Source organism: Koromonas humicola, from assembly GCF_059726255.1.
On the sequence record NZ_AP040873.1, the window covers coordinates 671,268 to 697,423 of the forward strand.

At 55.9% G+C, this 26,156-nt stretch carries 20 protein-coding genes and 1 tRNA gene; 14 read left to right on the forward strand and 7 right to left on the reverse strand.

The features are described 5' to 3' along the window. Nucleotides 1-24 precede the first annotated feature (24 nt). From AC6IZD_RS03020 to AC6IZD_RS03030, 3 genes are all read left to right on the forward strand, one after another. Nucleotides 25-396, forward strand: coding sequence for a hypothetical protein (locus AC6IZD_RS03020; protein WP_497786203.1), 372 nt, complete (start codon nucleotides 25-27; stop codon nucleotides 394-396). A gap of 12 nt (nucleotides 397-408) precedes the next feature. Continuing rightward, nucleotides 409-1,098 carry a LolA family protein gene (locus tag AC6IZD_RS03025; protein ID WP_497786204.1) on the forward strand — a complete coding sequence of 230 codons (690 nt, stop codon included), beginning with the start codon at nucleotides 409-411 and terminating at the stop codon, nucleotides 1,096-1,098. A gap of 170 nt (nucleotides 1,099-1,268) precedes the next feature. Further along, nucleotides 1,269-1,499 (forward strand): hypothetical protein, encoded by a 231-nt coding sequence (locus AC6IZD_RS03030; protein ID WP_497786205.1) that lies wholly within the window; start codon nucleotides 1,269-1,271, stop codon nucleotides 1,497-1,499. A gap of 19 nt (nucleotides 1,500-1,518) precedes the next feature. On the opposite strand, the gene AC6IZD_RS03035 is transcribed toward AC6IZD_RS03030, so the two are convergent. Beyond that, nucleotides 1,519-2,931 carry an ArnT family glycosyltransferase gene (locus tag AC6IZD_RS03035; protein ID WP_497786206.1) on the reverse strand — a complete coding sequence of 471 codons (1,413 nt, stop codon included), beginning with the start codon at nucleotides 2,929-2,931 and terminating at the stop codon, nucleotides 1,519-1,521. Nucleotides 2,932-3,052: 121 nt separating this feature from the next. On the opposite strand from AC6IZD_RS03035, the gene AC6IZD_RS03040 reads away from it, so the two are divergent. The 3 genes from AC6IZD_RS03040 to AC6IZD_RS03050 all read left to right on the forward strand — a co-directional run bounded on the left by AC6IZD_RS03040 (nucleotide 3,053) and on the right by AC6IZD_RS03050 (nucleotide 8,094). After that, entirely contained in the window at nucleotides 3,053-6,511 is a 3,459-nt protein-coding gene (locus AC6IZD_RS03040) for a trifunctional glycoside hydrolase family 18/polysaccharide deacetylase/glycosyltransferase family 2 protein (protein WP_497786207.1), read from the forward strand. A 102-nt stretch (nucleotides 6,512-6,613) separates the two neighbouring features. Next, nucleotides 6,614-7,360 carry a ribonuclease HII gene (gene rnhB / locus AC6IZD_RS03045; RefSeq protein WP_497786208.1) on the forward strand — a complete coding sequence of 249 codons (747 nt, stop codon included), beginning with the start codon at nucleotides 6,614-6,616 and terminating at the stop codon, nucleotides 7,358-7,360. Next, nucleotides 7,354-8,094, forward strand: coding sequence for a PIG-L deacetylase family protein (locus AC6IZD_RS03050; RefSeq protein WP_497786209.1), 741 nt, complete (start codon nucleotides 7,354-7,356; stop codon nucleotides 8,092-8,094). Before rnhB ends, AC6IZD_RS03050 begins: the two co-directional genes overlap by 7 nt. An 11-nt stretch (nucleotides 8,095-8,105) precedes the next feature. On the opposite strand, the gene AC6IZD_RS03055 is transcribed toward AC6IZD_RS03050, so the two are convergent. The 4 genes from AC6IZD_RS03055 to AC6IZD_RS03070 all read right to left on the reverse strand — a co-directional run bounded on the left by AC6IZD_RS03055 (nucleotide 8,106) and on the right by AC6IZD_RS03070 (nucleotide 12,142). Then, nucleotides 8,106-8,912 (reverse strand): hypothetical protein, encoded by an 807-nt coding sequence (locus tag AC6IZD_RS03055; RefSeq protein WP_497786210.1) that lies wholly within the window; start codon nucleotides 8,910-8,912, stop codon nucleotides 8,106-8,108. A 103-nt stretch (nucleotides 8,913-9,015) separates the two neighbouring features. After that, nucleotides 9,016-10,374 carry a signal recognition particle protein gene (gene ffh / locus AC6IZD_RS03060; RefSeq protein ID WP_497786211.1) on the reverse strand — a complete coding sequence of 453 codons (1,359 nt, stop codon included), beginning with the start codon at nucleotides 10,372-10,374 and terminating at the stop codon, nucleotides 9,016-9,018. 89 nt (nucleotides 10,375-10,463) lie between these two features. Further along, nucleotides 10,464-10,886 carry a hypothetical protein gene (locus tag AC6IZD_RS03065; protein ID WP_497786212.1) on the reverse strand — a complete coding sequence of 141 codons (423 nt, stop codon included), beginning with the start codon at nucleotides 10,884-10,886 and terminating at the stop codon, nucleotides 10,464-10,466. Nucleotides 10,887-11,131: 245 nt separating this feature from the next. Next, nucleotides 11,132-12,142 (reverse strand): histone deacetylase family protein, encoded by a 1,011-nt coding sequence (locus AC6IZD_RS03070; protein WP_497786213.1) that lies wholly within the window; start codon nucleotides 12,140-12,142, stop codon nucleotides 11,132-11,134. A gap of 486 nt (nucleotides 12,143-12,628) precedes the next feature. Between AC6IZD_RS03070 and AC6IZD_RS03075 the strand changes: the two genes are divergently transcribed. The 6 genes from AC6IZD_RS03075 to AC6IZD_RS03100 all read left to right on the forward strand — a co-directional run bounded on the left by AC6IZD_RS03075 (nucleotide 12,629) and on the right by AC6IZD_RS03100 (nucleotide 20,355). Next, on the forward strand, nucleotides 12,629-13,714 hold the full coding sequence (locus AC6IZD_RS03075; protein ID WP_497786214.1) for an efflux RND transporter periplasmic adaptor subunit: 1,086 nt from the start codon (nucleotides 12,629-12,631) through the stop codon (nucleotides 13,712-13,714). Nucleotides 13,715-13,728: 14 nt separating this feature from the next. Continuing rightward, nucleotides 13,729-16,860, forward strand: a complete 3,132-nt coding sequence (locus tag AC6IZD_RS03080) for an efflux RND transporter permease subunit (RefSeq protein ID WP_497786215.1) — start codon at nucleotides 13,729-13,731, stop codon at nucleotides 16,858-16,860. Between the two features lie 135 nt (nucleotides 16,861-16,995). Next, a complete protein-coding gene (locus AC6IZD_RS03085) occupies nucleotides 16,996-17,841 on the forward strand; it encodes a hypothetical protein (RefSeq protein WP_497786216.1) in 846 nt (281 codons plus the stop codon). Between the two features lie 53 nt (nucleotides 17,842-17,894). Next, nucleotides 17,895-17,971, forward strand: a tRNA-Pro gene (locus AC6IZD_RS03090). 157 nt (nucleotides 17,972-18,128) lie between these two features. Continuing rightward, on the forward strand, nucleotides 18,129-19,613 hold the full coding sequence (locus tag AC6IZD_RS03095; protein ID WP_497786217.1) for a methyl-accepting chemotaxis protein: 1,485 nt from the start codon (nucleotides 18,129-18,131) through the stop codon (nucleotides 19,611-19,613). A gap of 157 nt (nucleotides 19,614-19,770) precedes the next feature. After that, entirely contained in the window at nucleotides 19,771-20,355 is a 585-nt protein-coding gene (locus AC6IZD_RS03100) for a DinB family protein (protein ID WP_497786218.1), read from the forward strand. 12 nt (nucleotides 20,356-20,367) lie between these two features. Here the strand turns inward: AC6IZD_RS03100 and AC6IZD_RS03105 are convergent, their stop codons facing one another. Then, nucleotides 20,368-21,324 carry a HEAT repeat domain-containing protein gene (locus tag AC6IZD_RS03105; RefSeq protein ID WP_497786219.1) on the reverse strand — a complete coding sequence of 319 codons (957 nt, stop codon included), beginning with the start codon at nucleotides 21,322-21,324 and terminating at the stop codon, nucleotides 20,368-20,370. 317 nt (nucleotides 21,325-21,641) lie between these two features. On the opposite strand from AC6IZD_RS03105, the gene AC6IZD_RS03110 reads away from it, so the two are divergent. Then, nucleotides 21,642-23,990, forward strand: coding sequence for a PAS domain S-box protein (locus tag AC6IZD_RS03110; protein ID WP_497786220.1), 2,349 nt, complete (start codon nucleotides 21,642-21,644; stop codon nucleotides 23,988-23,990). Nucleotides 23,991-24,005: 15 nt separating this feature from the next. On the opposite strand, the gene AC6IZD_RS03115 is transcribed toward AC6IZD_RS03110, so the two are convergent. Further along, the gene (locus tag AC6IZD_RS03115; RefSeq protein ID WP_497786221.1) at nucleotides 24,006-24,536 is read right to left on the reverse strand and encodes a peroxiredoxin; all 531 of its coding nucleotides are present in this window, start codon (nucleotides 24,534-24,536) and stop codon (nucleotides 24,006-24,008) included. A 159-nt stretch (nucleotides 24,537-24,695) separates the two neighbouring features. On the opposite strand from AC6IZD_RS03115, the gene AC6IZD_RS03120 reads away from it, so the two are divergent. Beyond that, complete coding sequence (locus AC6IZD_RS03120; protein WP_497786222.1) at nucleotides 24,696-25,901, forward strand: glycoside hydrolase family 5 protein; 1,206 nt, start codon at nucleotides 24,696-24,698, stop codon at nucleotides 25,899-25,901. The last annotated feature ends 255 nt before the right edge of the window (nucleotides 25,902-26,156 follow it).

The window sequence follows — 26,156 nt, forward strand, 5'->3', positions numbered from 1 at the left end:
CGATGAACTAGACTGGACTTGTATATGAAGAACTTGTGGGCAACATTGAAGAGCTATTTCTGGTGGACGCATGAACGCGGATCGTTCCACTACGACGTGATGGTTACGCTGATTCTGCTGTTCATCTTTGTGAGCCCGCTGTTTATCAATTACAAGGACAAACCGGCTGAGCGACTTCCGCGTCCAAAGAGCGTACTGGTCATTCCGGATGGCGAAAAAGGATTCATTTTCCGGGTGGATGCTCGTGACGTTCCGGGTCGGACTGAGTCGGAGCAGCGAGCGCAAATTTTGCAGGTTATTGAGCCGATTGTCGGCTACGTGAAGCTGGACCACTGGGCACCGGAGCAGGACAACAAGGGAATGCTTGTTGGTTATCACGTGTGGGTCCGGCGGTAAGAGAGAGTTCTAATGAGCAAGTGGATTGTTGCAATGTGCATGGCGGTTGCGATGGCCATGCCCGCAGCAGGTCAGGCAAGACAAGCGAGCGTTGAGCAGGTGCTGAACCTGCTCGACAAATCGAGCGCAACGTTCAAATCGCTGCAAACCGATTTCGTCTGGGATCAGTATCAGAAAGTCGTAGACGAGCACTACATGCAGCAGGGTGTGATGTACTTCCGCCGATCAGGTGCCAATGTAGAAATGGCAGCAGATATACAGAAGCCGGATCGGAAGTATGTGCTGTTCACTGGCCAGACTCTGCAGGTGTATCTGCCCAAGGCTGACCAAGTCACGAAGTACGCGGCAGGGAAGAACAAGCAGGATTTTGAGACCTACTTGGTGCTTGGCTTCGGTGGCCGCGGGCACGAACTGCCGAAGAGCTTCGATATTCGTTACGCTGGAACGGAAGCAATCGGTGGCACGCAAACCTATAAATTGGAACTGGTTCCCAAGGCACAGAAGGTTCGTGCAATGTTCCGCCTGATCACGCTGTGGATCGATCAGCAATCAGGTATGAGCGTGCAGCAGAAATTCCAGGAGAATGGCGACGATTATCGCCTAGCGAAATACACGAACATACGCCTGAATCAGAAGATCTCAGACGGTGCATTCAAGTTGAAAACAACCGGCAAGACGAAGTACATCACACCGAATAGTTAAGTTTCGGAGGTGCCTCGCGAAAGCGGGGCACGCTCGTCTCCGTAGTAACCTGTGCCCCTGGATTTTCGCTCCGATCTGCAAGGTATCCGAGATAGAATCCGCAAAGCTGATTTGCCTTAGCTGTGCAACCGAAGGCTGCTCACACGCGTCCTATTCGGGAAGGGGAAATCATGAGTAAACCCAAGGTAGTCATCATTCCCGCGCGGCCTGACCCGAGTGCCCGCGACCGCGAACGGCACGATGATCCGCGATACATCGACGGACAACGTTTGCTTGTGAACGCGATGAAATACCTTCTGCAGACAGATCGAGACGGCAATCGTGAAGCGACCGAATTGCTGAGTGAACACGTGCGAACGATGTTCCGGATGAGCGATTCCCCGTTGCAAAGCCTTCGGTAAGTTAGGCTGGGGGTTGGTATCAGAAGCCGGGGCTAAGGCTCCGGCTTTCGTGTGCTCCAACGGCGGCGGCATCTCGTCGTGTTTGCCACCAGGTTAAGAATCCTGCTGCAAGCACAAGCACAAATGGGAAGCACTCCAACGTGTAGCGATCCTCGGATGCTCCGGTCATGGCAAGAAAGACGGAGCGAACGATGGGGTAGGTCAGCAGCAGTGAGAGGTATCGAATGCGTCGACGCAGGATCCATGCTCCGGCAATTGCAGCGGCGACGTAGGCGAAGTTGATGAGCGCGAGCGCGATGTCGCATAGAGAATCGTGCGGATCCTCTACGATCTCCCAAAAATGCGTGTCCAGCGGCATCATCTCGCTGCGCGGACGGAACCACATGTCGAGCATGCGAGCCGTAGGCAGCAGCAGATAGTATCGGATCGGGTGCAGGCGAATGTTCTCCGCTGCCATTGCCGCAAACTGGCGGTCGAGATCGGGCGTCATCTGATGGTGCACGTTGTATTGATCAAGTAACTGGTGCACGAGGACGCGCTGCTGCTCCGAGGTGTAGGCCCGGTCGGGAATGTCGCCCACATCGATGGGTTCGCCCGGAACCTTGAAGCCGACGTCCTCTACGCTGGCGTAGTCAATGAGCCATGTTTTGAACCAGCGTTCCCAGCCTGTCGGCAGGTACTCTCCGGGATCGCTGGCGTGGGTTGTGACCAGCGGTTGGAAAACATGGAACACACGCCAGTTGCGGATAGCCCAAGGCACCAGCGGGGCCAGTGACACTACTCCAAGCAAAATGAGTCCGGCGAGCAACTCGCGCCGCCGTTGCGTGTTTTTATACAGCAGCAGGGCCATCGGTATTCCGATGCAGCCCAAGATCATGCCTCCATCGGGGCGAAGCAGGATGGCTCCGGCACACGCGACGCCGCAAACAGCCCACCAGCTAAGTTTGCGTCGGTCGAAGGCAATTACGGCGAAATCGACGGCGGCCGAGATGAAGAAGATCTCAAGGCATTCGGTGAGTGGGGTAGCTACATAGTTGATAAGAAATGGGCAAAATGCCGTTAGTACAAAGGCCCAGCGTGCAGCACGCTCTGAAAGCATGCGGCGGGCGATGTCTGCGACCAAGTAACAGGTCAGAATGTCGAAGACCAGCTGAAACAGCATCGCGCCAAAGTAGTGGTCCTGCCCGAAGATGAGGAATGTTAGGGCGAGGAAAAATGGGTATCCGGGAAGGCGAATGAGGGTAGGCTCCCAGCCGGAGACCTTTTCCATCCCAAACATGTGATTGTTAATCAGGGACTTAGCGATGTCGCCATATATGAGCGAATCCCCGGCGATCACTGGCATTTTCAGCACGAAGTACAGCCGTACCATGACGGCTGCGAAGGTGGCGGCCAGAAACCACCAGCGATGCCGATTGATCAACGTGAGCACGAACCCAACATAGCAGAAGCTTGTAGCAGCTGGCGAGTATGGTCGATGCCCTCGCTATGCCCGGAGGACTCGGAAGGTTCATTGACGCATTGAGGAGTGAACCATACGATAAATAGTAATAATGTCCAAGCCTATATTTTTTGATCCTGAACGACGCCGCTGGAAACGAATTCGCAAGACTCTCGACGTATCGGTTGTGGTACTGAGCCTGCTGATCGTGTTTTTCGCCCTGACTGTCGTTCGCAAGATCAACGTTCCTACCGTACTGCTCGCTGACCAGAAGAAGAACTACCGCGCCCTCAAGCTCAAGGAACCCAAGAAGCCGCAGAAGAGAGGCACTCATCGCAAGACACTGATACCGCCTTCGCAGGTCGTCTTGAACTCTGGGGAAGGTATCAATGGCGCGTTCTATGTGACCTGGGACGCGGCCAGCTACAGTTCATTGCGTGAGTACATCCACCAACTGGACTTTGTGTTTCCCGAGTGGCTGCATGTCATTTCGGCCGATGGCCATCTGCAGGCCGTGAATGAGAACAACACGCTGTACAACGTGATGAACAATGGGCACGTAGCCACGGTTGACGTGAAGCTGATGCCGCTCATCAAGAGCAGCAACGCGCAGGTGGACGTGCTGCCACTGGTCAACAACTTTGACCCCATTGAGAACGTCTGGCGCACGGACATTGCGCAGATGTTGAAGTCCCCGGATGCGCGTAGCCGGTTCCGCCATGAGATTGGGCTCTTTCTGGGCAGCGACAACTATAAGGGATTAACGCTCGACATTGAAGGATTCGAACAAGATGCTCAACCCGGCTATCGCGAGTTGATCTCGGAGCTTGCTGCCGACCTGCATCAGCGTCATCAGAAGCTATATCTCAGCGTGCCGGCCAGCAATCCCGACTTCGATTATGTGCTGATGTCGAAGCTGGCAGATGGCTTGATCCTGATGAACTATGACCAGCACTATCCGGGCGGAGAGCCGGGACCGATTGCCGGTCAGGATTGGTTTGTTCAGAACCTGGTCAAGGCGTTGAAGGTAATTCCTCGCGAGAAGATCATTTGTGCCATCGGCAATTATGGTTACGACTGGACGACCGCTAAGGGCGGGAAGCCTGGAATGGCTGGTGTGCACAACGTCAGCGTGCAAGAGGCGTGGCTAGAGGCGCGGGACTCGGAAACGGACATCGACTTCGACTACGACATGCTGAATCCGCACTTCACCTATCTCGACGGTGATAACAGCCGGCATGACGTGTGGTATCTGGATGGCGTCACCGCGCTTAACGAGATGCGCGCGGCACGCCAGTTGGGAATTTCTACCTTTGCATTGTGGCGGCTTGGTTCTGAAGACCGAGCGCTGTGGAAGGTGTGGGATACGCCGAATGCGTCGGACGCGGCGGAAAAGTTGAAGGTGGTTGATCCGGGGCAGGATGTGGACATCGAAGGCGAAGGCGACATTCTGCGGATTGCCAGTCGGCCTCTTCCTGGGACCCGCGATATCACCATGGACCCCAGTGGGTTGGTGACGGACGAGATTTTCCGCGAACTTCCGAGCCCGTATCGAATCGATGCTTACGGAGCGCCGAGCAAGCGCGTCGCTCTGACATTTGACGACGGCCCCGATCCTGAATGGACCCCGAAGATTCTTGATGTGCTCAAGAAGTACAACGTCAAGGCGACGTTCTTCACCATCGGGCTTGAGGCGGAGAAGTATCCTGCGCTGCTGAAGCGCTACTATCGCGAAGGTCACGAAATCGGAAATCACACCTTCACTCATCCGGATATCAGCAACATCAGTTCGCAGTATGCTCGGGTGGAGTTGAACCTTACGGAACGCCTGCTTGCAGCCAAGCTCGGCATCAAGCCTGTGCTGTTCCGACCGCCGTACTCCATCGACCAAGAACCGGATACTGCCGATGAAGTGCGTCCGCTCGAGCTGACGCAGAACATGGGTTACATCACGGTGGGCGACAAGATTGACCCCGATGATTGGCGCGATGACCCTCGGCCAACGCCAGAGCAGATCACACAGTCGGTCCTGAACCAACTTGGAAGAGGATCGGTGATCCTCCTGCATGATGGTGGCGGCAATCGCTCGAACACGCTGAAAGCTCTGCCGATGATCATCACGGCACTACGCGCGCGTGGGTACGAGATAGTCCCGGTGCACGAGTTGCTGGGGAAGACCTATGCGGACGTGATGCCTCCCATTTCGAAGAATGAGCAGTTCTGGGCGATGGTGGACTCGGCGGGATTCCTGATCTTCGGGGCCGTGAACAGCTTCATCGTGTTCGTGTTCTTCGTGGGTGACATCCTGATGAGCGGACGCCTGGTGTTCGTGGGCGCTACGGCGATCTTCGATCGTCTGCGGCGACACGGAACCGACAAGGCGACGGGAGACTCTGCGTATCAGCCCGGCGTTGCGGTATTGATTCCGGCTTACAACGAAGAGAAGGTGATTGATCGCACGATTCGAAGCGTCCTCAGCTCTTCGTACCCGAACTTGCACGTGGTAGTGATCGACGATGGCTCGAAGGATCATACCTACGATGTAGCGAGGGAGAAATTCGCAGATGAAATCGCGAGTGGACGAGTCACCGTGCTGCGACAGGAGAATGGCGGCAAAGCCAAAGCTCTCAACTACGGGTTGCAGTTTGTAGCCGAGGACATCTTCGTCGGTATCGACGCCGATACGCTGATTGCAAGCGATGCCATCAGCTATCTGGTGCCACACTTCCAAGATCAGCGGATTGGTGCGATTGCTGGAAACGCTAAAGTCGGCAACCGCGTGAACCTATGGACGCGTTGGCAGGCGCTGGAATACATCACGAGCCAGAACTTCGACCGCCGTGCCTTGAACACGTTCAGCGCGGTTTGCGTCGTTCCAGGTGCGATTGGAGCATGGCGCACGGAGGCTGTTCGTGCTGCGGGAGGATACAAGACGGATACCGTAGCGGAGGATGCCGATCTGACGATGGCTCTTCTGCAGATCGGTTACAAGGTCGAGTACGAAGATCGCGCGCTGGCCTACACCGAAGCTCCGACGACGGCCAATGGGCTTATGCGGCAACGATTCCGCTGGTCATTTGGAATCTTGCAGGCAGTGTGGAAGCATCGTTCGGCGTTCGCACGCAAGGGAGCTCTTGGTTTCCTTGCGTTGCCGAACATTGTGATCTTCCAGATCCTGTTGCCGCTGGTGTCGCCGTTTATCGACATCATGTTCCTGTTCGGCACGTTGAAGTATCTGATCTGGGATAAACACTTCCATCCGGAAACGGCAGATCCAGCGAGCTTCCAGCAGTTGGTGCTGTTCTTCATGATGTTCCTGGTGATCGACTTCATTGCCTCGGTGATCGCGTTCTCTCTCGAACGCCGTCATGGGCGTGATCGTCGAGACTGGTGGCTGCTGGGACACGTTTGGCTGCAACGGTTCGCCTATCGCCAACTGTTCTCGGTCGTGCTGATCAAGACTCTGCGCCGCGCAATCGATGGGCGCCACTTCTCCTGGGACAAACTGGAGAGGACAGCAACGGTCACCGAACCTCCCGAGCGGCGCCGTACGCTTGAGAGTCAGCCGTAAGCACGAGTCGGAACACTAGAAACGTTCATCTAAACCAGAGCGGTCGCCATGCGGCCGCTCTACTACTTGCGTTCCGCGTAATCGCGGTGAGAACCTTACAGCGTGCCCCGGCAAAAGCAACTCGAAAACAAAGATCCTGAAGCACTGTCTCCCTCAGCGCTGAAACTGCGGCTGCTCAAGAGCCTGAAATGTACAACTAAGTTCGAGAAATTGGCGTGGGAGAGCGGAGCAAAGTTTGTTGCCGGAGTCGATGAGGTTGGTCGCGGATCACTGTTTGGCTGCGTCGTGGCAGCGGCATGCGTTCTCAATCCGGAGGACCGGATTCGGGGACTGCGCGACTCGAAGCTGCTCACGGAAGAAGAGCGAGACAAACTTTCGGAGCGCATTCGTCAGCGCGCGATCGCTTGGGCAGTCGCAGAAGTTGATGTGAGCCAGATTGAGCAGATCAACATCTACCACGCGAGCCTGTTGGCGATGAAGATGGCCGTCGAAAGACTGAGTCCTAGACCGGATTATCTGCTGGTTGATGCTGCGAGGGTCGATTTCGATTGCGCGCAAAAGAAGATCATCCACGGTGATGCACTGTCGGCTTCGATTGCAGCGGCGTCCATACTTGCGAAGGTGCATCGCGACGCTATATTGCGGGCGTGGGACCCTGTATATCCGCAGTATGGATTGGCAAGCAATAAGGGCTACTCGACTCCGTTTCACAAGCGTGCGCTGCGCGAGTTCGGACCCACTCCGCTGCATAGGCAGGCATATGCGCCGGTAGCCGCAGCGGGAGAGGATTGGCAGCAGGCATTGGAGTTTGAAGGCGTGGAGTTAGTGAACGAGGAAAGTGAATGTTAAGGCTGCTGGTTGTTACCGCCCATCCTGATGATGAGGCGGGTTGCTTTGGTGGAGTTCTTTCCAAGTATTCTGAAGCCGGGGTTGAGTGCTCGGTCGTTTGTCTGACGGCAGGTGAACGCGCTACGAACCGTGGCGGACTCGTAGAAGACGAAGCGCTGAAGGAGAGGCGTCGCCTGGAGTTCCAAGACGCGTGCCGGCATCTTGGTGTCACGCACTGCAAGGTGCTGAACTACACGGATGGTGCGCTGGACCGTGAGGATTTCAACGATGTGACGGAGTCTCTGGTACGCATCGTTCGCGAGTTGCGCCCGCACGTGATCGCTACTTTTGGCTCGGACGGTTTTGTCACGGCCCACCCAGATCATGGAATGGCGGGGTTATTCACTACCGCAGCTTTCCAGTTCGCATCGCGCAAAACAAGGTACACCGCACACTTCGATGAAGGGCTCGAACCGTGGCAGACGCGAAAGCTGTATTACGTCACAACCGTATTCTCGCTGCCGGAGCGGCCCACGGTTTCGCTGGCACCGGTCACGGCGCGAATCGGGGTGGCGCCGTACATCACGCGCAAGGTCGAGGCTTTCGCGAAGCATACGACTCAGCTTCCGCTGCTGCCAATCTTTGAGAACGCGCAACGGCAGGTTGGAGAAGATGAGTTGTTTCATCTGGTGGCGACGGCTCGCGTGACGCCGATGGGGATGGAGACGGATCTATTTGCAGGCGTGCAGGATTAGTCGCGCGCCTGTCATTTGGGTTCCGGTACGCCAACCTTCGGTTCGGGGACGTTCTCTTCGTGCCTGCTTGTGGGCAGAAGGAGCTGCAAACCTAGATAACCCACGTAGTGCGCACCTTCATGCAGTTCGTGCACGCCTTGACCGGCCATAAACAGCAGTACAAGATGTTCGCGAAGTTTGTAGCGCCCGCCAATGCCGAGGGTCGAAGAGCGTTCGCTCTGGTCGACTTTGCCGCTGTTGTAGAACTCGCCAAGCAGCTCAAATCGGTTCGTGATTTCGCGGCCTATAGCGAGGCCGGCGAGCCACTCATTTGAACCGTATTGGACGACAGAAAGTCCGATCTCGGTGTTCACATTGATCGGGCCGACTCGCTTCGTGATTTCGAGAGGCATAAGGAATCGCGAGCCTTTGGCCACGAGGTCTTTGTCGGCAGAGGCTCCGGAATTGTTCAATTCGAGCTGCGGGTAGGTAGAGACGGCGAACTTGCGGGCTTCGTTTTCGTAGAATCTCCACTTCACGCCAAGCAGGGTATTGCCGATCCCATTCTTCAGGGATTCAACATCTGTATCGCGATAGACCCAAGGAATCTCGAGTTTTAACTGCAGTCGATCGCCAACTCCATAGTTGATGTCGGCCAAGGGAGCCTCATACACGCGCTCGCCTGGGTGGCGATCCATCGTGGTGGCAAGGTTGATTTCCCAGTTGCCATTGCCGGGAGTCCCGGGATCGTCGGTAAGCAGCGGAGGACCGCCTTGAGCAACACAAGCCCACGTTCCTGAGAGCAGGAATAAGAAAACGGAAAGCCACTTGTAAGTCATTCTTTCTTATTCTGTTCTACAAACCATGGTGAAGCAAGAACTCACCAAAACAGCACAGCCCTGAGACGGCTCAGGGCTGCGGAAACAGTGCGTTTATTCCTGATTACATTCCGGGCATTTTCATTCCGGCCAATCGTTTCGCAAAGCTGGGCTTCGACATCGACTTGAACATCTTGCGCATTTGCGCGTACTGGCGAAGCAAGTTGTTCACTTCGGGGACGCTGGTGCCGGAACCACGGGCAATACGCTTCCGGCGTGAGCCGTTGATCGACTCATGATGCTCGCGCTCATAGGACGTCATCGAGTTGATGATCGCCTCGACGCGTACAAGCTGCTTCTCGTCTACCTTGTCGCTGACCTGGTGCATCTGGGCGAAGGGGCCTATCTTGGGCAGCATGCCGATGATCGACTGCAACGAACCCAGCTTCTTCACCTGGCGCAACTGATCTCGGAAATCTTCGAGTGAGAAACCATCGCCGCTCAGAGCCTTCTTGGCAAACTCTTCCGACTTCTTCTTGTCGAGTTTGTCCTCGGCCTTTTCGATCAGCGAGAGGATGTCGCCCATTCCGAGGATGCGACCGACGACGCGGTCGGGATGGAACGGCTCGATGGCATCATACTTTTCGCCAACACCAAGGAACTTTATGGGCTGTCCGGTGACGGCGCGAATTGAAAGCGCAGCACCGCCGCGCGCGTCGCCATCCATCTTTGTGAGCACCACGCCGGTGAGAGTCAGCTTGTCGTGGAACTCCTTGGCGGAGTTGACGGCGTCCTGACCGGTCATGGCATCGGCGACGAAGAGGACTTCCTGCGGATTGAGCAGCCCCTTCAGGGACTGCATTTCCTCCATCAACTGCTCGTCAATGTGCAGACGTCCGGCGGTATCGACAACGAGCACGTCGCAGCCGTTGATGACGGCTTCGCGGCGGGCTTCTTTGGCAAGCCGCACAACGCTTTCAGTATTGCTCTGGACGTCTTTGCCCTCGTAAATGTGGGCACCGACGGCTTGCGCAACTACTTTCAACTGCTCGCGCGCAGCAGGACGGTAAACGTCCACCGAAACCAGCATGGGGCGGTGTCCGCCCTTTTTGAACCAGCCAGCCAGCTTGCCGGAGGTCGTGGTTTTACCGGAACCTTGCAATCCGGCCATCAGCACGACAGTAGGGGGCTGCGATGCAAACTTGAACTTAGCCGTGTCGCGTCCAAGCGTCTCGACCAGCTCGTCGCGCACCACCTTGATGACCATCTCGGCAGGAGACAGCGCCGTCATTACCTCGGTGCCGACGGCTTTTGCCCGGATCTGGTCGATCAGGTCTTTGACAACCTTAAAGTTGACGTCCGCCTCAAGCAGGGCGAGACGAATCTCCTTCAAGGCTTCTTCCATGTTTTCCGCTGTCAGGGATCCCTGGCCACGGAGGTTTTTGAACGCGCGCTGAAGTTTGTCTGTAAGATTCTCGAACATCGGATAAGTCCGGCTGAGACGCGCAAGGCGCCCCGCGTGAAGTTATTCTGCTAAATCCTAACGGGGAACGCCCGTGAAGCCTCAGAATATCACGCCACGGCAGATGCGTGTCCGGGGCCGGGGAATGGGCTGATGCAACGGCAGACCATCATCGCCCCGACCTGCCGACCTTTGCCGTCGTGGACGGGGAAAGCCGTTGTCTCCAAAGGAGAACAGCATTCGCCTTGCCGGAGCAGCAGGTGGGTTCGAACTACCTTTCCTTCAAAGGCGGCTTGCGCCAGCGGCATTTCCTGCGAGAGGAGAGTGCGCTCACCTTCGGTGTCAAAGACGGCCAGCAACTGACGGCAGTCGTCCAGATTTGTGTCTTCTTCCAGGTCCAATTCGTTGAAAAGGTGCTTCGCAGCCAAATTGGCGTAAACCATCTGCCCGCGCGTGTCGCAGGCGATGACTGAGTCGGTCATCAAGGCGGTGACTTTCAGCAGACGATCAAGCTCACGGGGGACCCTATGCACGCTACCCTCCGCAACACGTTTGTGTGTTCAGGCGCAACTTCTATTAAGTGCTTCCCCCAACCTCGATCTTTTTAGGTACGTGTGTTCAAAAATATTACCGAGGTTCAATAGCAACTCACTTACAAGCCCGCCGATTGAATAGAAGATGCACGTAGTGCATTGAGCGCTGCATTTAAATATGAAATCCAGAGCTGGATTGCTCAGAATTTAAATTGGATCCGGACTGTATCAATATTATGCATGCGTCATTGAGCATGCGTTCTGCCAAAAGCTTCCTTCGCTGCCAGAACCGTATTCGTGTGGATCGTGACCGTGTCTGCTGGATCCTGTGAATAACCACCAGCAAAGGTTGTCATGATTGGATACCCATGGTCGCGTGCGAAGTTGAATACCATGGTGTCGCGTTGTTTCAGTCCATCGATGGTTAGAGCGAGTCCTCCGAGTTGGTCATCTTCATACGGATCAGCCCCCGCGATGTAGCAAACCAATTCAGGTTCAAACTGTTCTCGCGCCTGCTTCAACGCCTTATCAAGCCACATGAGGTATTCCGCGTCGTTGATTCCATCCGGAAGATTTACATCGATGGATGAAGGCGGCTTCCAATTCGGATAGTTGCTTTCCTGGTGCAGCGAAATTGTGTACACATCGCGAGCTGTACTGGTTTTCATGTGAGCTTCGCGACGGTGTGCAACCAGGCTTGGCACCCAACCTGAGCCCATTGGGAACGCCTCTGGATCTCCGTTACCGAATATTGCGGCGGTTCCGTTTCCCTGGTGAACATCGCAGTCAATCACCATTGCACGTGCAATGTGCCCATCGCGCTGCATGCGGCGAATGGCAATTGCTACATCATTTATCAGACAGAAGCCTTCGCCATGATCGGCGAACGCATGGTGAAATCCACCTCCGATGTGAACGCTGCAATTGTGACGGAGTGCTTGTTCTGCGGCAGCAATCGAACCTCCGGTAACATGCCAGAACGCATCGACCAGTTCTTTGCTGTAGGGAACTTCCAATTCCAGTTCTTCGCGGGTGCTTAGGGTCCCGGTCTTTAGCTTCTCGACCCACAAGTTCGTATGCACAAGCAACACATCTTCATCACGACAACGGGGAGCAAGAATGAAATCCGACTCGCAACATGCGCCAGACTTCAGCAGAAGTTCGCGTACGCCGCGGTATTTGCTTGAGTGGAATACGTGAGGGCCGATCGGCAGTGTTGCCTCGGAATAGACCAGCCGTATCGGGAAATGATCCATCGTCTTCTACTCTCTCGTAGCGCCGCGAACCTGATGCTGCCGCAAATCGAACCTATTTACGATAGTCCCTGCCGTGACTCCCGGCTAGCGCATCGCAATTAGATCGATATGAAGCGTAAACCGGAACCCGGAAATCGTGAACATAGCAATTGTGTATCAAGTCATCCGGAACTTGACGCCGTCATTGAGATTCCAGAGTCCGCCTCCCAGACGGACCCTCCTCTTCCAGAAGCCGATCCGGCCCGAAAACCCATTATTTCGATCAATGGGCATGACGTAGAAGAACTTCCCAACAGCAATTTCCTCCCAAAACGGAAGCGCGCAGCCTAATCTTGTATTGAGCGGGTTGGCCCAGAAGCATGGGGCTCGCATGACTTTTAAGTCAACTGATACAATACTCATGTTGCTGCTATTCTCACCTGAGCGGCTCCAGTGACACTGGAGCGCTGAAACAATCGAGGCTTCAATCTGCCTGTGCGGAATTCAATGAATCTATCGTTTCGTCCCGTGTTGCTCTCCTTAGTCGCGAGCCTGCTCTGCTTCCCCGTGTCCTGCAAGAAGCAGGCCAAGGCTCCGGCCGCTATGCCGGCTTTTCCGGTTCAGGTTAAGAACGTGGCTCTCCAGCAGGTTGGAGACTCGTCTGAGTTCCTGGCGACGTTGCAATCGCGCAACTCCGCCGTCCTTCAGCCCGAAGTGGAAGGACAGATCACGCGTATCTTCGTCAGCGCGGGCGCGCACGTCAGCGCCGGTCAGCCGATCATGGAGATCGACCCGCGCCGCCAGCAGGCTACAGTGAATCAGCAGGTTGCGACCAAGCAGTCGCAGCAGGCTACGCTGGCCTACAACAAGGCGGAGCTGGAGCGTTCAAAGAAGCTTTTCGAGGCTGGAGTCATCAGCCGACAGGCTTACGACAACGCTGTGAGCGCGTACGACGCTTCGAAGGCCAATGTAGAAGCTACCGAAGCCAACATCAACCAGCAGCGTGTTCAACTGCACTACTTCACTGTGCGTGCTCCGGCTGCAGGAACCATCGGGGATATCCCGGTTCGCGTCGGCGACCGCGTGGTGAACACCACGGTCCTGACGACGCTCGACCGCGGTGGCGAACTGGAAGCCTACATCAATATTCCTTCAGAACGCGCCGGAGATGTACGCCAGGGAACCCAGGTCGATCTGCTGAATGTGGACGGCACACCTGCGGTGACGACCAAGGTGAATTTCATTTCGCCACGCGTCGATACCACCAACCAACTGCTGCTCATCAAGGCACCCGTGCCGAACGGAGACCATCGGTTCCGAAACGACCAGGTGCTTCACGCGCGTGTTGTATGGCGGGAGGTGAGCAAGCCCACGATTCCTGTCACTGCCATGACGAGGCTCGGGGGACAGTCGTTTGTCTTTGTTGTGGGGAAAGGCCCTGCCGGGACATCGGCCCTACAGCGTCCGGTCAAGCTGGGAACGCTGATTGGCAACAACTATGTGATTGAAGAGGGCTTGAACCCCGGAGATACCGTGATTGTCGGGGGAACTCAGAACTTGATTGATGGCATGCCGGTCATTCCCCAGGCATAAGCGCGGAGGACACTTTGTTCGTTGATTTCTTTATTCGCCGTCCGGTGTTTGCCACCGTGTGCTCGTTGCTGATCATTCTGGCCGGCGCTATTGCAATTCCTACACTGCCCATCGCGCAGTTTCCGGTACTAGCGCCGCCGCAGGTTTCGGTGAGCGCCTTCTACACCGGAGCCAACGCGCAGGCGGTTGAGAGCGGAGTAACGACGCTGTTGGAGCAGGCAATCAACGGCGCCGAAGGCATGCGCTACATGTCTTCGACCAGCGGCAATGACGGATCGTCTTCCATTACTGCTACCTTCAAGCTTGACCGCAGTCTTGATATTGCAGCGGTTGACGTGCAGAACCGTGCGTCAACGGCGCAGGGTCGTCTGCCATCAAGCGTTCAGCAAACGGGCGTCACGATCAACAAGAACTCCGGCTCGTTTGTTCTGGCGTTCGGTTTCTACTCGCTGGACAATCGCTATGACCCGCTGTTCATTTCCAACTATCTGGACGTCTATGTTCGCGACGCATTGAAGCGCGTTCCCGGCGTAGGCGAAGTAATGATTTTTGGCGAGCGCAAGTATGCGATGCGCTTGTGGCTCGATCCCGTTCGTCTGGCGAAGCGCGGCCTTACGGCTTCGGACGTGACCGGCGCTCTTGCAGAGCAGAACGTGCAGGTGGCTGCCGGACAGATCGGCCAATCACCGGCCGTTGCCGGACAGATGTATAACCTCAGCGTGCGTGCTGCAGGACGTCTGGTCGATCCCAAGGAATTTGAGAGCATCGTTGTCAAGCAGTCGAAGGACGGCTCGATCGTACAGCTTAGGGATGTTGGTCGCGCGGAACTTGGCGCAGAAGACTACTCATCCAATTTGACCTTCAGCGGATACCCGGCGATCGGCATCGGCGTCCAGCAACTCTCGAACGCGAATGCGCTCGATGTGGAAGCCGGCGTGAAGGCCGAAATGGCACGCCTGTCCAAGACGTTTCCGGCAGGACTGAAGTACCAGGAAGCTTTCAACACGACGACAGCGGTTCGTGAGTCGATCAAGGAAGTTCTTAAAACCTTGGCCGAAGCGATTCTGATCGTTATCGTGGTCATCTTCTTCTTCCTGCAGACGTGGCGCAGCACCCTGATCCCGGCAGTTACGATTCCAGTGTCGCTGGTCGGAGCGTTCGCGTTCGTCAAGCTGTTCAACTTCTCGATTAACACCCTGACGTTATTTGGAATCACGCTGGCAACGGGCCTCGTAGTTGACGACGCGATCGTGGTGATCGAAAACGTGGAGCGCCACCTCGAAGAAGGCATTCACGATGCGCGCCGCGCTACTTCGGTAGCTATGAGCGAAGTGACATCGGCAGTTATCGCGACGTCGATCGTGCTTATCGCCGTGTTCGTCCCGGTTTCATTGTTCCCAGGAACTACGGGGCGGTTGTACCAGCAGTTCGCGTTGACGATTGCATTTTCGATTGCGTTGTCGGCGTTTAATGCGCTGACTCTTACGCCTGCATTGTCGGCATTGCTGCTGCGCCATACAGATCGACAAGCGAATCCGATCTTCAGGACGTTTAATCGCGGAGTTGCATCTGTCACGGAAGGCTACCGCCGACTGCTCACGCGAATGGAACACACGAAGACTCTAGTCGTGATTCTGTTCCTGGCCGGCCTTGCGCTAACGGCGTGGGTTTACAAATCTGTTCCGACGAGCTTCGTGCCTGAAGAAGATCAGGGATACTTCATCGTCCTGGTGCAGGCACCGGATGCGGCTTCGCTGGAGTACACCTCGAAGGTGGCTGCACGCGCGAATTCCGCAATCATGAGCAATTCTGATGTGGCGGGAGTCTTCGCCGTGCCAGGATTCAGCTTCTCCGGAGCGGCTCCGAATCGTGGCCTCATCTTCGTGAACCTGAAGCCGATTTCGGAACGTAAGGGCGGGCAACATTCGCTGGAGGCGGTCATCAATTCGCTTCGGCGTCCACTCGGATCGATCACGGAAGCAACGGTTATTCCGTTTGCGCCTCCGGCCATTCAAGGTTTGAGCGCATTCGGCGGATTCACGTTCGAGTTGCAGCAAACGGGCTTCAGCACTCCTGAGGACCTGGAAGCGAATCTGCAAAAATTCGTGGGCACCGCTCGTCAGCGCCAGGAAATTTCTCCGCAGTCCGTTTACTCGAGCTATACGGCGCGCACGCCGCAGGTGCTGGTTGAGATCGACCGCGAGAAGGCCAAGAGCCTTGGCGTGCCGTTCTCGCAGATCAACACGACGTTGCAGACCTACATGGGCTCGAGCTACGTGAACGACTTCGACTTCAACAATCGTTCGTACCGCGTCTATGTGCAGGCCGACAAGGAATTCCGCATGAACCCGGCGAACCTCACCCAGTTCTATGTGCGTTCCGACAACGGCACCATGGTCCCGTTGTCCAACCTTGTAACGCTGAAGGACACGGCTGGACCGAGCATTATCAGCCACTACAATCTGTTCCGCTCGGCTGAAATCAACGGTTCCGCGGCTCCCGGATTCAGCTCCGGTCAGGCGTTGAATGCTATGGAGGACGTCGCCCACAAGGCGCTGCCAAACGGCTACTCGTTTGAGTGGACCGGAATTGCGCTAGAGGAAATTCAGTCGGGTAAGCAGGCTTTCTTGTTATTCGGGCTCGGATTGCTGGTCGTTTACCTGGTGCTTTCGGCGCAGTATGAGAGCTTCGTTCTGCCGTTCATCATTCTGCTCTCGGTGCCAATGGCTGTGCTGGGTGCACTCGGAGCGCAGTCGCTACGCGGTCTGCAAAACGACGTGTACTGCCAGATCGGCTTGGTGATGCTGATCGGATTGGCCAGCAAGAACGGCATTCTGATCGTCGAGTTTGCCGAGCAATTGCAGCGCAATGGAATGGAACTGTTCGGAGCGACGGTCGAGGCAGCCCGCCTCCGCCTTCGTCCAATTCTCATGACGTCGGTTGCGTTCATTCTTGGCGTTCTGCCGCTAGTCTTCGCCACTGGCGCAGGCAGTGCGGGACGTCACTCGGTGGGTACGACGGTCTTCGGCGGAATGATCGTCTCGACCATTCTCAATCTGTTCCTCATCCCGATCCTCTACGTCATCGTGCGCAGTTTGATCCCGATGCCGAAGGTTGCGGAGTCCGAACCGGAAGCCGCACAGTAGAGCAGAAGAACGCAAATGTCACGAGGGCGCGGATCAGTCCGCGTCCTTTTGCATTTCTGCTCAAAAGTCGCGCACGAGTATACTTTCGGCGTGCAGCACACTCCCGCCACGTCATCCGGCATAAACGCACCGAGCATGAGTTCGAGACGTCCTGAAGGCATTGGGATCACGGCGCTGCTCATGTCCTTGTTTCTTGCAATCGACTACATCAGCAGTCTCATTGAGATATCCGGAGGTTCACTCGCCGGGCTTTTTACCCATGCGCACGCGTACAGATTGATTGGCGGGCCTCTGGTTGTCGCGGTGGTGTACTTCGTGATCTGGAGCTACTACCAGGGCGAGAACTGGAGCCGAATCCTGGTGCTGGGCTGGTCAGCCCTAATCGCGATAGAGGGTGTTTCCATCGTCTCGGAGCACGGCGGAAGTCTCACCTCAGCGATGGTGCACCCGATCCTGTTCCTCAAGTGCGTACTAGCGGGATTTCTGCTGTACTGGCTGAACACGCGGCAAGTGCGGGCATTTTTTCAGGGAACACCCACGGCTATCGAGCAGTTGGGGCGGCACCTTTCCGGCAGGCTCTGTACCTCGGTTGAGAGTTATGCTTCGGCTCCAGACAGCGCGGGATGGCGACTCGCTTTTGAGCACGATGCGGAGCTGTTTCTCGACTGCCCGTGGCGAATCGTGGTGGATGGCAATCTGAGCTGGGCGTCGAACGCCGGTGCGGAGGTTACGCCAGAGATTCATCCGCGCCAACTGCTGCAGAACGTCAGGGTAGCGAGTGTCCGTGTGGCTCCGCGTACGTCCGACTTGGTCGTTGCGTTTGAGATGGGGATCGAACTGCAAACCTGGAGTGTCGATTCGAATGCGCCGCAGTGGAAGTACTCTGACCCTGGGCTGACGGTGGCCGCGCAGGGCGCATCGCTGAAATCAGATGCAATTGTGCGTGAAGTTTCGGGCGAAAGTACGGGCGATCACGACTAAGCAGCTCCGCGTATGCTAGGATTTGTAAGTGCGGCATCTTCTGCCGACGGAGTCGGGGCGTAGCGCAGCCTGGTAGCGCACCTGCCTTGGGCGCAGGGGGTCGCTGGTTCGAATCCAGTCGCCCCGACCATTCCTTTCCTATCACTTACAATGCGGCAACCGTTCCACCTAGAGCGGCTTGGCCGCGTCTTTGTAGATCAGAAATTCGGAGTTCTGGGTTTAGTTCTGAAGAAATCTTGGATTGAGCCGATATGGACACTTTCTTCTAACTCTCGAAAGGAGATCTAGTGTCTCGTTGGAGTCTATCGGCACGATTGGGATTTCTGTTCACAATAATTATTGGCGGCGCAGCAATAGGAACGGTCATTTCGAGCTTCAATATGCTGGCGGCTTCGCACCGCTCAGAGACGATCAACAGCGTCTATTTGCCTCTGGTAGATCATGCATCCACCGTTCAGGCCGAGATTCTCACCGCGCGAATCAATTTCATTTACTACGTCACAATTCAAAAGCCTGGCTCACTTGAGAAGGCCGAGGCAAGCTATCGAGCTGCTCTGGAAGATCTGGGGCTGCTGAGAACGCAACTGTCCGAGCACCCGGAACTCGAAGAATGCCGTGCCGACGTGGAGAACCTGTCATCGCTAGTGGAACGCTACGATGTGGCGGTGAAGAGAATCGTGGTACTGGTCCAGAATGGCGTGAGGCAGGGCGGCGAATACGAACTGGCGCTAAGTGAGTTTGGTGCGAGAGGGCTGGATGTTCGCACGGGCGCGAAGAAACTTCAGACTCATGGGATGAAGCTCGCAGAGAGCGCAGGAGTAACTTCGGCCGCCGATCTTCGGAGATCCGTGTGGTTGTCGACCTTAGTTCCGGCCTTCGGATTCCTGGTATCGATCATCATCGCGATAGTGTTCACACGTGGTCTCACTGATCAGATCAATTCAGCAACAGATCAGTTGAAGCAAGGCACAGAGCAGTTAGCATCGGCTTCTTCGCAGATCTCGGGATCTTCGCAAGCACTAGCGCAGGGAACATCGGAGCAGGCTGCTTCGCTACAAGAAACCTCGGCGGCCACGAATGAGGTGAGCGCTAAGACGGACCAAAATGCAGGACATGTGACCGAGGCAAGCCGAATCCTCGATGGCGCTGTGGAGCACACGGAGACGGCCAGTGTTACGTTGGAAACGCTCGTGAGTTCGATGAAGCATTTGTCCGATTCCAGCTCCAAGGTTGCAGGCATCGTGAAGTCGATTGATGAGATCGCGTTCCAGACGAATATCCTGGCACTGAACGCAGCAGTTGAGGCGGCTCGGGCGGGGAGTGCGGGAGCGGGCTTTGGCGTAGTGGCTGAGGAAGTGCGCACGCTTGCGCAGCGTTGTGCTGCGGCGGCGCGGGAGACTGCGGAGTTGATTGAATCGTCACAAGAACGAACTCGCGACAGTCTTGCTGCGGTTGAAGGTGTGGCCTCAGCGGTGACGATGGTTGTTGATGACACAACGCGGTTGAAACAGATTATGGATGAGGTGGCCACCAGTTCTCAGGAGCAATCGCGCGCGCTGCATCAGATTGCATCGGCGATTCTCGAGATGGACAAGGTCACTCAGAATACGGCGACGCAGGCGGAAGAGAGTTCCGCATCATCGGAGGAGATGAATGAACTTGCACGAAGCCTGCAAACGCTCATTGGCAATCTGGAGGGAGTCGCGCATGGCAGCGAAGCCGTGACGAGTGACAATCGGACGCTTAGTGCCGCGGCTTATTCGGAGGCCTGATCGCAACTGACTCATAAACAAGGACACTACCGGCGCTGAACAGATGCGCCGGTTCTTTTTTGTCTGCTAAGATCTCGCATTCAGACTGAGAGGTCGAGACATCTCTTCGTCAGAAACTCGCATAGCAAATAGAGGTATCTACTGGAGAAGACCTGCGATGTCGATGTCTTATGAATTCACTGCGCTGCCAGACTCTGCCGTTCCACGCGCCGCTGTGCCCGTTTTTCAACATCTGCTCGACACTTACGCTAGCGAGACCAACAAGGTCATATCTGTGTGGCGCAGCTTCGACCCGGCTGACATGACGTTTTCTCCTGATCCGCGCTCACGGACTGTCCTCGACATCATGAAGCACCAGCTTCTCTCGGAACGTCGCTTCTTCGACGAGTTCATGGGAGTTCCCGAGCCTCCAGCCGACCAGATTTTGCCTGCCGGAAATCACCCGAGGCAGTATTGGGTGCGTATGCAGGAACTGTGTCAGCCGCGACTCAGTCATCTCGCGCCCCAGACTGAACACTGGTGGCTTGAACATGTTCCGTTCTTTGATGTCACCCGCGAGCGAATATGGGTCTTCTGGCGGCGAGTGCTCCACACCTGCCATCACCGTGCGCAGTTATCGATGTATTTGCGAGCGTTGAACAAGCCTGTGCCACCTGATTACGGTCCTACGGCTGACGTCTCATGGGAGGGAGCCGATCCTACGCAGACGGTCGAAGCTGCCAAGCGACGCAGCAAGCCGTGAGACGACAATGAACTAACGGCGCCGGGTACCGTGTTTCTGGTGTGAAGCGGAGACTCGCTGTAATCGCAAGGCTGCGGCTGCAGCCGTGAAGCGCACAGTGTCCTTTTCGTCGTCGAGCGAGCCGAAGGCAGCGGCAAGCAACTTGGGATCATCTCGTCGAGCAATGGCATCGAGCGCGGCGGCTCTCACGATCCAGCTTTTGTCCAGTGTGGCTTCACGTAGAGCTTTCGCGCTGCGCGGATCGGGATCGTGTGCGAGTGCCTTGGCTGCCGCTGCCCGCACGGGCGAAGTGTCGTCCTTGGTCAAGGTCTTCAGCGCTGTGTAGCCGAGGCTTCCGAAGGGAACGAACCCGACGCCCTCTTCGACACCAAACATCATCATCCTCTTCGGATCCTTCAGCATTTTTTCCTGATCTTCCAGCAATCCCTTTCCGGTCTTCCGCTGTCCTGTGAGCACGGCGTAGTAAACCTGATAAGCGGCTGGGTCATGCATCGTTCTCAAGGCATTGGCTGCAGCTAGTACAACCGAGATGTCTTTGTCCTCCAGAGCAGCCCGCAATTCGCGAATGGAGACCCTTGCGCCCATTTCGCCCAATGCTGCTGCCGCTGCGGCGCGAACCTCGGCACGTTCGTCAGCCAGAGCTTTTTGTGCCAGGGCAAGGGCCGCAGGGTTATTGGGCAACAGCCCAAGGACTCGAATTGCCTCAGCCCGCTTTTCGTGGCTGTGTTCCTGCGTGCCTTCTTTCAGCACCTGCCAAGCCCGCGCTGGCGTGTCCTGCTTGGAGCGGGTAATCTTGGGCTGATTCGCGGGCTGTTCTGCGGGTTTGGCCTCCTCAGAGGTGGTTTCAGGTGTCTGCTGTGGCGGTTGCTGGGCTGGTTCTGAGTTTTGTTGGTTGGTGGGGGGCTGCTCTGGTTGCTGCACCGTATCGTGCGACGGAGTCGGGGCTGGCGCTGAAGATCCTGATTGCAAATTGGGAGCTTCAGTTTGTTGTTGACTGGCTACAGAGCATAAGGGGAGAGTCAGCATCATTATTAGGGAAAGGCGCAATGCCGTTTTCTGGCGCTGGAAGACCATTATTGAACTCCCGAGTGATGCACAGACTGAATTCATGTATTCCAAGATGCTTGGCGGTTCTAATTTGCGATTTTCAGAACGAAGCGGTGATTTCCGTTTTACGCAAATTCAACTCATGCGTAAGATGCTGATCTGAGCGGCTGGTTTTGCTTTCAGTTCCTTACGCCGGTGCTTATTGGTTCATTTGGTAAGCTCACTGTAGCTGCCTCTCTATGGTGGAATTAAAACAAAGCGTCCTGGATCGTTCTCCCTCCGTTCGGTTGGTCATTGCGGCTGCGATGGTTGCGAGCGTGTCGCTGGCGCGCATGCTCCTGCTCCGGTTCTTCGGTTTAGAACTTCCGCCGCTGATCACGTTCTGTCCGGTGGTGATGGTCGTCGCTCTTCTTGCCGGGCTGTGGGCAGGAATTTTGGCCACGGTTTTGGCGGTGTTCTTCGCGAGCGACTGGCTGTTTGACCCCTTGGGCAGCTATACGGTGAGCTCGCGCAGTTCTGGGCACCTCGCCTTGTTTGTGTTTCTGTTGATGGGAGTCTTCGTCAGCGTCGTGGCCGAGCGATACCGTCGTAAAGCCTTGCAGATTGCGGATTACGAGCGCGAGCGCGAACTGTGGATGGCGCAGGAAAAGCTTCGACAAAGTGAAGAACAGATAGAGTCACTTGAAGACGAGCAGCGCAAAACCGAGCAAGGACTTCGCAAAATTGAGGCTAAGCTGCAGGCCGTGATTGCATCCGCGATGGACGCGGTTGTGTCGGTGGATGAGCAACAGCGTATTGTGGTGTTTAACCGTGCCGCTGAAGCGGTGTTTAAGTGCTCTGCCGCCGAAGCGATCGGATCCCCGATCAACCGTTTCATCCCAGCGGCGTTTCGCGATGCTCACGCAGAATACATTCGACGATTTGCGCTGGAGCGCGCCACTGCCCGCACAATGAACTCTCCTGGAATACTCACTGCCCTGCGATCCACGGGAGAAGAGTTTCCGATTGAAGCCACGATCTCCCAAATAGAAGCGGAAGGCGAACATCTCTACACCGTCATTCTGCGCGACATCACGGAGCGCAAGAGAGCCGAAGAAGCGTTGCGTCAAAGCGAAGCGCAGTTCCGTACGCTCGCAGACGCCATTCCACAGCTATGCTGGATGGCCAGGGCGGATGGCTCGATCTTCTGGTACAACGAGCGCTGGTACGAGTACACAGGCACGATCCCGGAATTGATGAAAGGTTGGGGATGGCAGGCGGTACATGATCCTGCAACACTGCCCTTTGTCATGGAGCGCTGGCAGTACTGTCTCTCTACGGGAGAACCGCTCGACATGGTCTTCCCGCTGCGTGGTGCCGATGGAGTGTTTCGCCCCTTCCTCACACGAGTCATGCCACTGAAGGACGCGGCAGGGAAGGTCGTTCGCTGGTTTGGAACCAATACCGATATCAGCGAGCAGAAGCAGATTGAACAAGAGTTGCGGAAGAGCAACACGCGGCTCGACCTTGCGGTTGAAGTTGCGAGCCTCGGCGAGTGGGAAATCGATCTTGCTAAGGGAATCGGATTCCGGTCCTCGCGCCACGCCGAGATTTTTGGATATCCACTAGACGACCACGAGTGGAGCTTTGAACGTTTTTCAAGCCATCTGCTTCCGGAGCAGCGAGCCGACGTCATATCGCTGATTAATTCGGCTCAAAAAGCTGGTAAAACGTGGGACTTCGAAACGCAAATTCGGCGCATGGATGGAGAAGTGCGATGGGTCTGGGTTCGCGGCCGCATGCTGCTGGATGAATTCGGCAATCCTGCCCGCGCTCTCGGCACGGTAACGGACATCACTGATCGCAAGCTGGCTGAGCAGGCACTGTTGCGCAGCGAGAAACTTGCGTCGGTCGGACGAATGGCTGCCAGCATCGCGCACGAAATCAATAATCCGCTTGAGGCAACAACTAACGCTCTCTACATCGCGTTGACGGCAAAAGACCTGCCGCCGACTACGCGCGAATATCTAGAGATGGCCGATGCGGAGTTGAAAAGAATCGCCCACATTACCCGCCAATCGCTCGGGTTCTATCGCGAGTCGAATGCACCGGCGCTCGTTGCGGTCGATTCTGTGCTCGACTCAGCTGTCGATCTGCTGAAGAGCAAGATCAACAAGAAGCGGGCAGTAATCGAAAAGAAGTCTCAGGAGAGAGTAGAGATTGTCGCCATTGCCGGAGAACTGCGACAAGTCTTTTCAAACCTTGTGGCCAACAGTCTCGACGCGATGCCGGAAGGCGGCAAGGTGCTATTGCGGGTAAAGGCCAGTCGAGCAATCAAGGGCGATGGCCGCCACTGGGTTCGAGTCACTATTGCCGATACCGGTGCAGGCGTGCCAGCCGGTGCCAGGCCCCATCTTTTCGAGCCCTTCTACACAACGAAGGGCGCTGTTGGAACCGGCCTCGGGTTGTGGGTCAGCAAGCAGATCATCGACAAGCACGACGGCACAATTCGCGTTCGCTCCTGTACGACAGGAACGAAAACCGGCACGGTTTTCTCGATAATGCTTCCGGCAGAGCCCATGGCCCATAGCACAAGCTCAGCAGGGTAGCGTTCCTGTTGCAGCTTACTTCTTCGCTTCCAAATCGTTCAGAGCTGCCAGAACCTGCGCGCTATGTTCTGAGGGTTTCACATCTTCAAATACTCGCGCCACTTTGCCATCCGGGGAAATAAGGAAAGTGTTGCGGGCGGCGTGCGTAAAGACCATGTTGCTAAGAGTTCCGTATTGTTTGGAAACAGTGTGCTCGGTGTCGGACAGCAGCTTGAAACTCAATCCCTCCTTCACACAAAACTGCTTGTGCGAGTTCGGATCATCCACGCTCACGCCTACGATCACAGCGTTGCGCTTTTCGTATTGCGCAAGGTCGCGCTGGAAATTGTGAGCCTCCAACGTGCAGCCGCTAGTGAAATCCTTCGGATAGAAATAGAGCACGACCCATTTGCCGCGAAAATCGCTCAGACTCACCGGAGTGCCATCCTGCGACTTCAGTGTGAACTGCGGAGCTGCAGATCCGGGCGTTGGATGAGCCGCGAACAGCAGCACCGGTACCAATACGGCTGCAGCGCATAAAAGTGACAGGGAAGCTTTGTTCAGCATCGATCTCCTCCACGCAAAGCCGTGCGAAATCGCCCGGCTCGTGCTCGGGTTGTTGGATGCCGGATGGGGCTCACGGGTGACAACTTACGTTCCAGTACTCACCCGCACGTACTATGATTGGAAAGTTTCTCGACTCTTGAATTGTTCGGAGACCTATCCGTGCGACGACTTGTAATGCTGCTCTCCTTCGTCTTGTTATCGCTTCCACTCTGCGCTCAGTCACGCTTCGTTCATACACAAGGCAAATACCTTGTAACGCCTGACGGCCAGAAACTCATTCTCCGCGGCACAAACCTTGGAAACTGGCTCGTGCCTGAAGGCTACATGTTCCACTTCGACCGCGGACCGCAATCGCCTCGCGAGATCGAGACGCTGGTGACCCAACTCATCGGCCCCGAGGACGCCGCAAAATTCTGGCACGAGTACCGCGACCAGTACGTTACTGAAGCCGATATCAAGTACCTGAAATCGCTTGGCTTCAACTCTGTTCGGATTCCTATTCACTACAAGTTCTTCACGCCTGGAAATGAAGAAGGTTTCGCGTTGCTCGATCGCGTGATCGACTGGAGCCAGAAAGCAGGGCTGTACGTCATCATCGATCTGCATGCCGCGCCCGGCGGACAGACCGGCACGAACATTGACGACAGTTGGGGATACCCCTGGCTGTACGAGAGTGCCGAAGCGCAGCAGGAAACCATTGACGTCTGGCAGCGCATTGCGAAGCACTATCGCGATAACCCAACTGTCATTGGATACGATCTGCTGAACGAGCCCATCCCGCACTTTCCGCAATTGGCGAAGTACAACTCCGCACTCGAGCCGTTGTACCGTCGCATTGTCGCTGCAATTCGTACAGTCGATCAGAACCACGTTGTCATTCTTGGTGGTGCGCAGTGGGACAGCAATTTCAAGGTGTTCGGTGCGCCGTTTGATAAGAATGTGATGTACACGTTCCACAAGTACTGGACAGCTCCCACCAAGGATGTGATCCAGGAGTATCTCGACTATCGCGACAAGTACAACGTGCCGCTTTGGTGTGGAGAATCTGGCGAGAACAAAGATGAGTGGATCGCTCAATTCACGAAGACGCTGAACGATAATGAAGTGAACTGGAGCTTCTGGCCTTACAAGAAGATGGACGCAACATCTTCAATCGTCAGCTTCTCGCGCCCTGAGCACTGGGACGCGATTGTCACCTTTGCTCAGCAACCCCGCAATATCGGCCAGGCTGAGAAGATGATCGCCACGCGTCCCTCAATTGAGGACTCGCGCGCGGCGTTGAAAGACCTTCTGCAGAAAGTTCGTTTCGAAAACACCCGCCCGAATCGCGGTTATATTGAAGCACTGGGAGCAAAGCTCCCGTAAAACGCGGGTCCGGCGCTAGTCTATGCGTGATTAGCGCCGGATTTCGTGTTGACAATCCAGCTCGGTTCCAGCATTATCTACAGATAATGAATCTCCTGAGCACAACTCCGCAACCGCTCCCGCGACCGTCGGTCGAGGGCTCGTGTGCTTGGAGGAGTAATAGGTAATTTATAAAGCACTCATCTCCAAGCCCGCAGCCAACAACTGCGGGCTTTTTTCTATACCCGTAAGTTTGTATATCCATAACACGCACTC

Coding starts and splice junctions, on each gene's coding strand:
- AC6IZD_RS03020 (WP_497786203.1), top strand. CDS start 25: ATGAAGAACTTGTGGGCAACATTGAAGAGCTATTTCTGGTGGACGCAT.
- AC6IZD_RS03025 (WP_497786204.1), top strand. CDS start 409: ATGAGCAAGTGGATTGTTGCAATGTGCATGGCGGTTGCGATGGCCATG.
- AC6IZD_RS03030 (WP_497786205.1), top strand. CDS start 1,269: ATGAGTAAACCCAAGGTAGTCATCATTCCCGCGCGGCCTGACCCGAGT.
- AC6IZD_RS03040 (WP_497786207.1), top strand. CDS start 3,053: ATGTCCAAGCCTATATTTTTTGATCCTGAACGACGCCGCTGGAAACGA.
- AC6IZD_RS03050 (WP_497786209.1), top strand. CDS start 7,354: ATGTTAAGGCTGCTGGTTGTTACCGCCCATCCTGATGATGAGGCGGGT.
- AC6IZD_RS03055 (WP_497786210.1), bottom strand. CDS start 8,912: ATGACTTACAAGTGGCTTTCCGTTTTCTTATTCCTGCTCTCAGGAACG.
- ffh (WP_497786211.1), bottom strand. CDS start 10,374: ATGTTCGAGAATCTTACAGACAAACTTCAGCGCGCGTTCAAAAACCTC.
- AC6IZD_RS03070 (WP_497786213.1), bottom strand. CDS start 12,142: ATGGATCATTTCCCGATACGGCTGGTCTATTCCGAGGCAACACTGCCG.
- AC6IZD_RS03075 (WP_497786214.1), top strand. CDS start 12,629: ATGAATCTATCGTTTCGTCCCGTGTTGCTCTCCTTAGTCGCGAGCCTG.
- AC6IZD_RS03085 (WP_497786216.1), top strand. CDS start 16,996: ATGAGTTCGAGACGTCCTGAAGGCATTGGGATCACGGCGCTGCTCATG.
- AC6IZD_RS03100 (WP_497786218.1), top strand. CDS start 19,771: ATGTCGATGTCTTATGAATTCACTGCGCTGCCAGACTCTGCCGTTCCA.
- AC6IZD_RS03110 (WP_497786220.1), top strand. CDS start 21,642: ATGGTGGAATTAAAACAAAGCGTCCTGGATCGTTCTCCCTCCGTTCGG.
- AC6IZD_RS03115 (WP_497786221.1), bottom strand. CDS start 24,536: ATGCTGAACAAAGCTTCCCTGTCACTTTTATGCGCTGCAGCCGTATTG.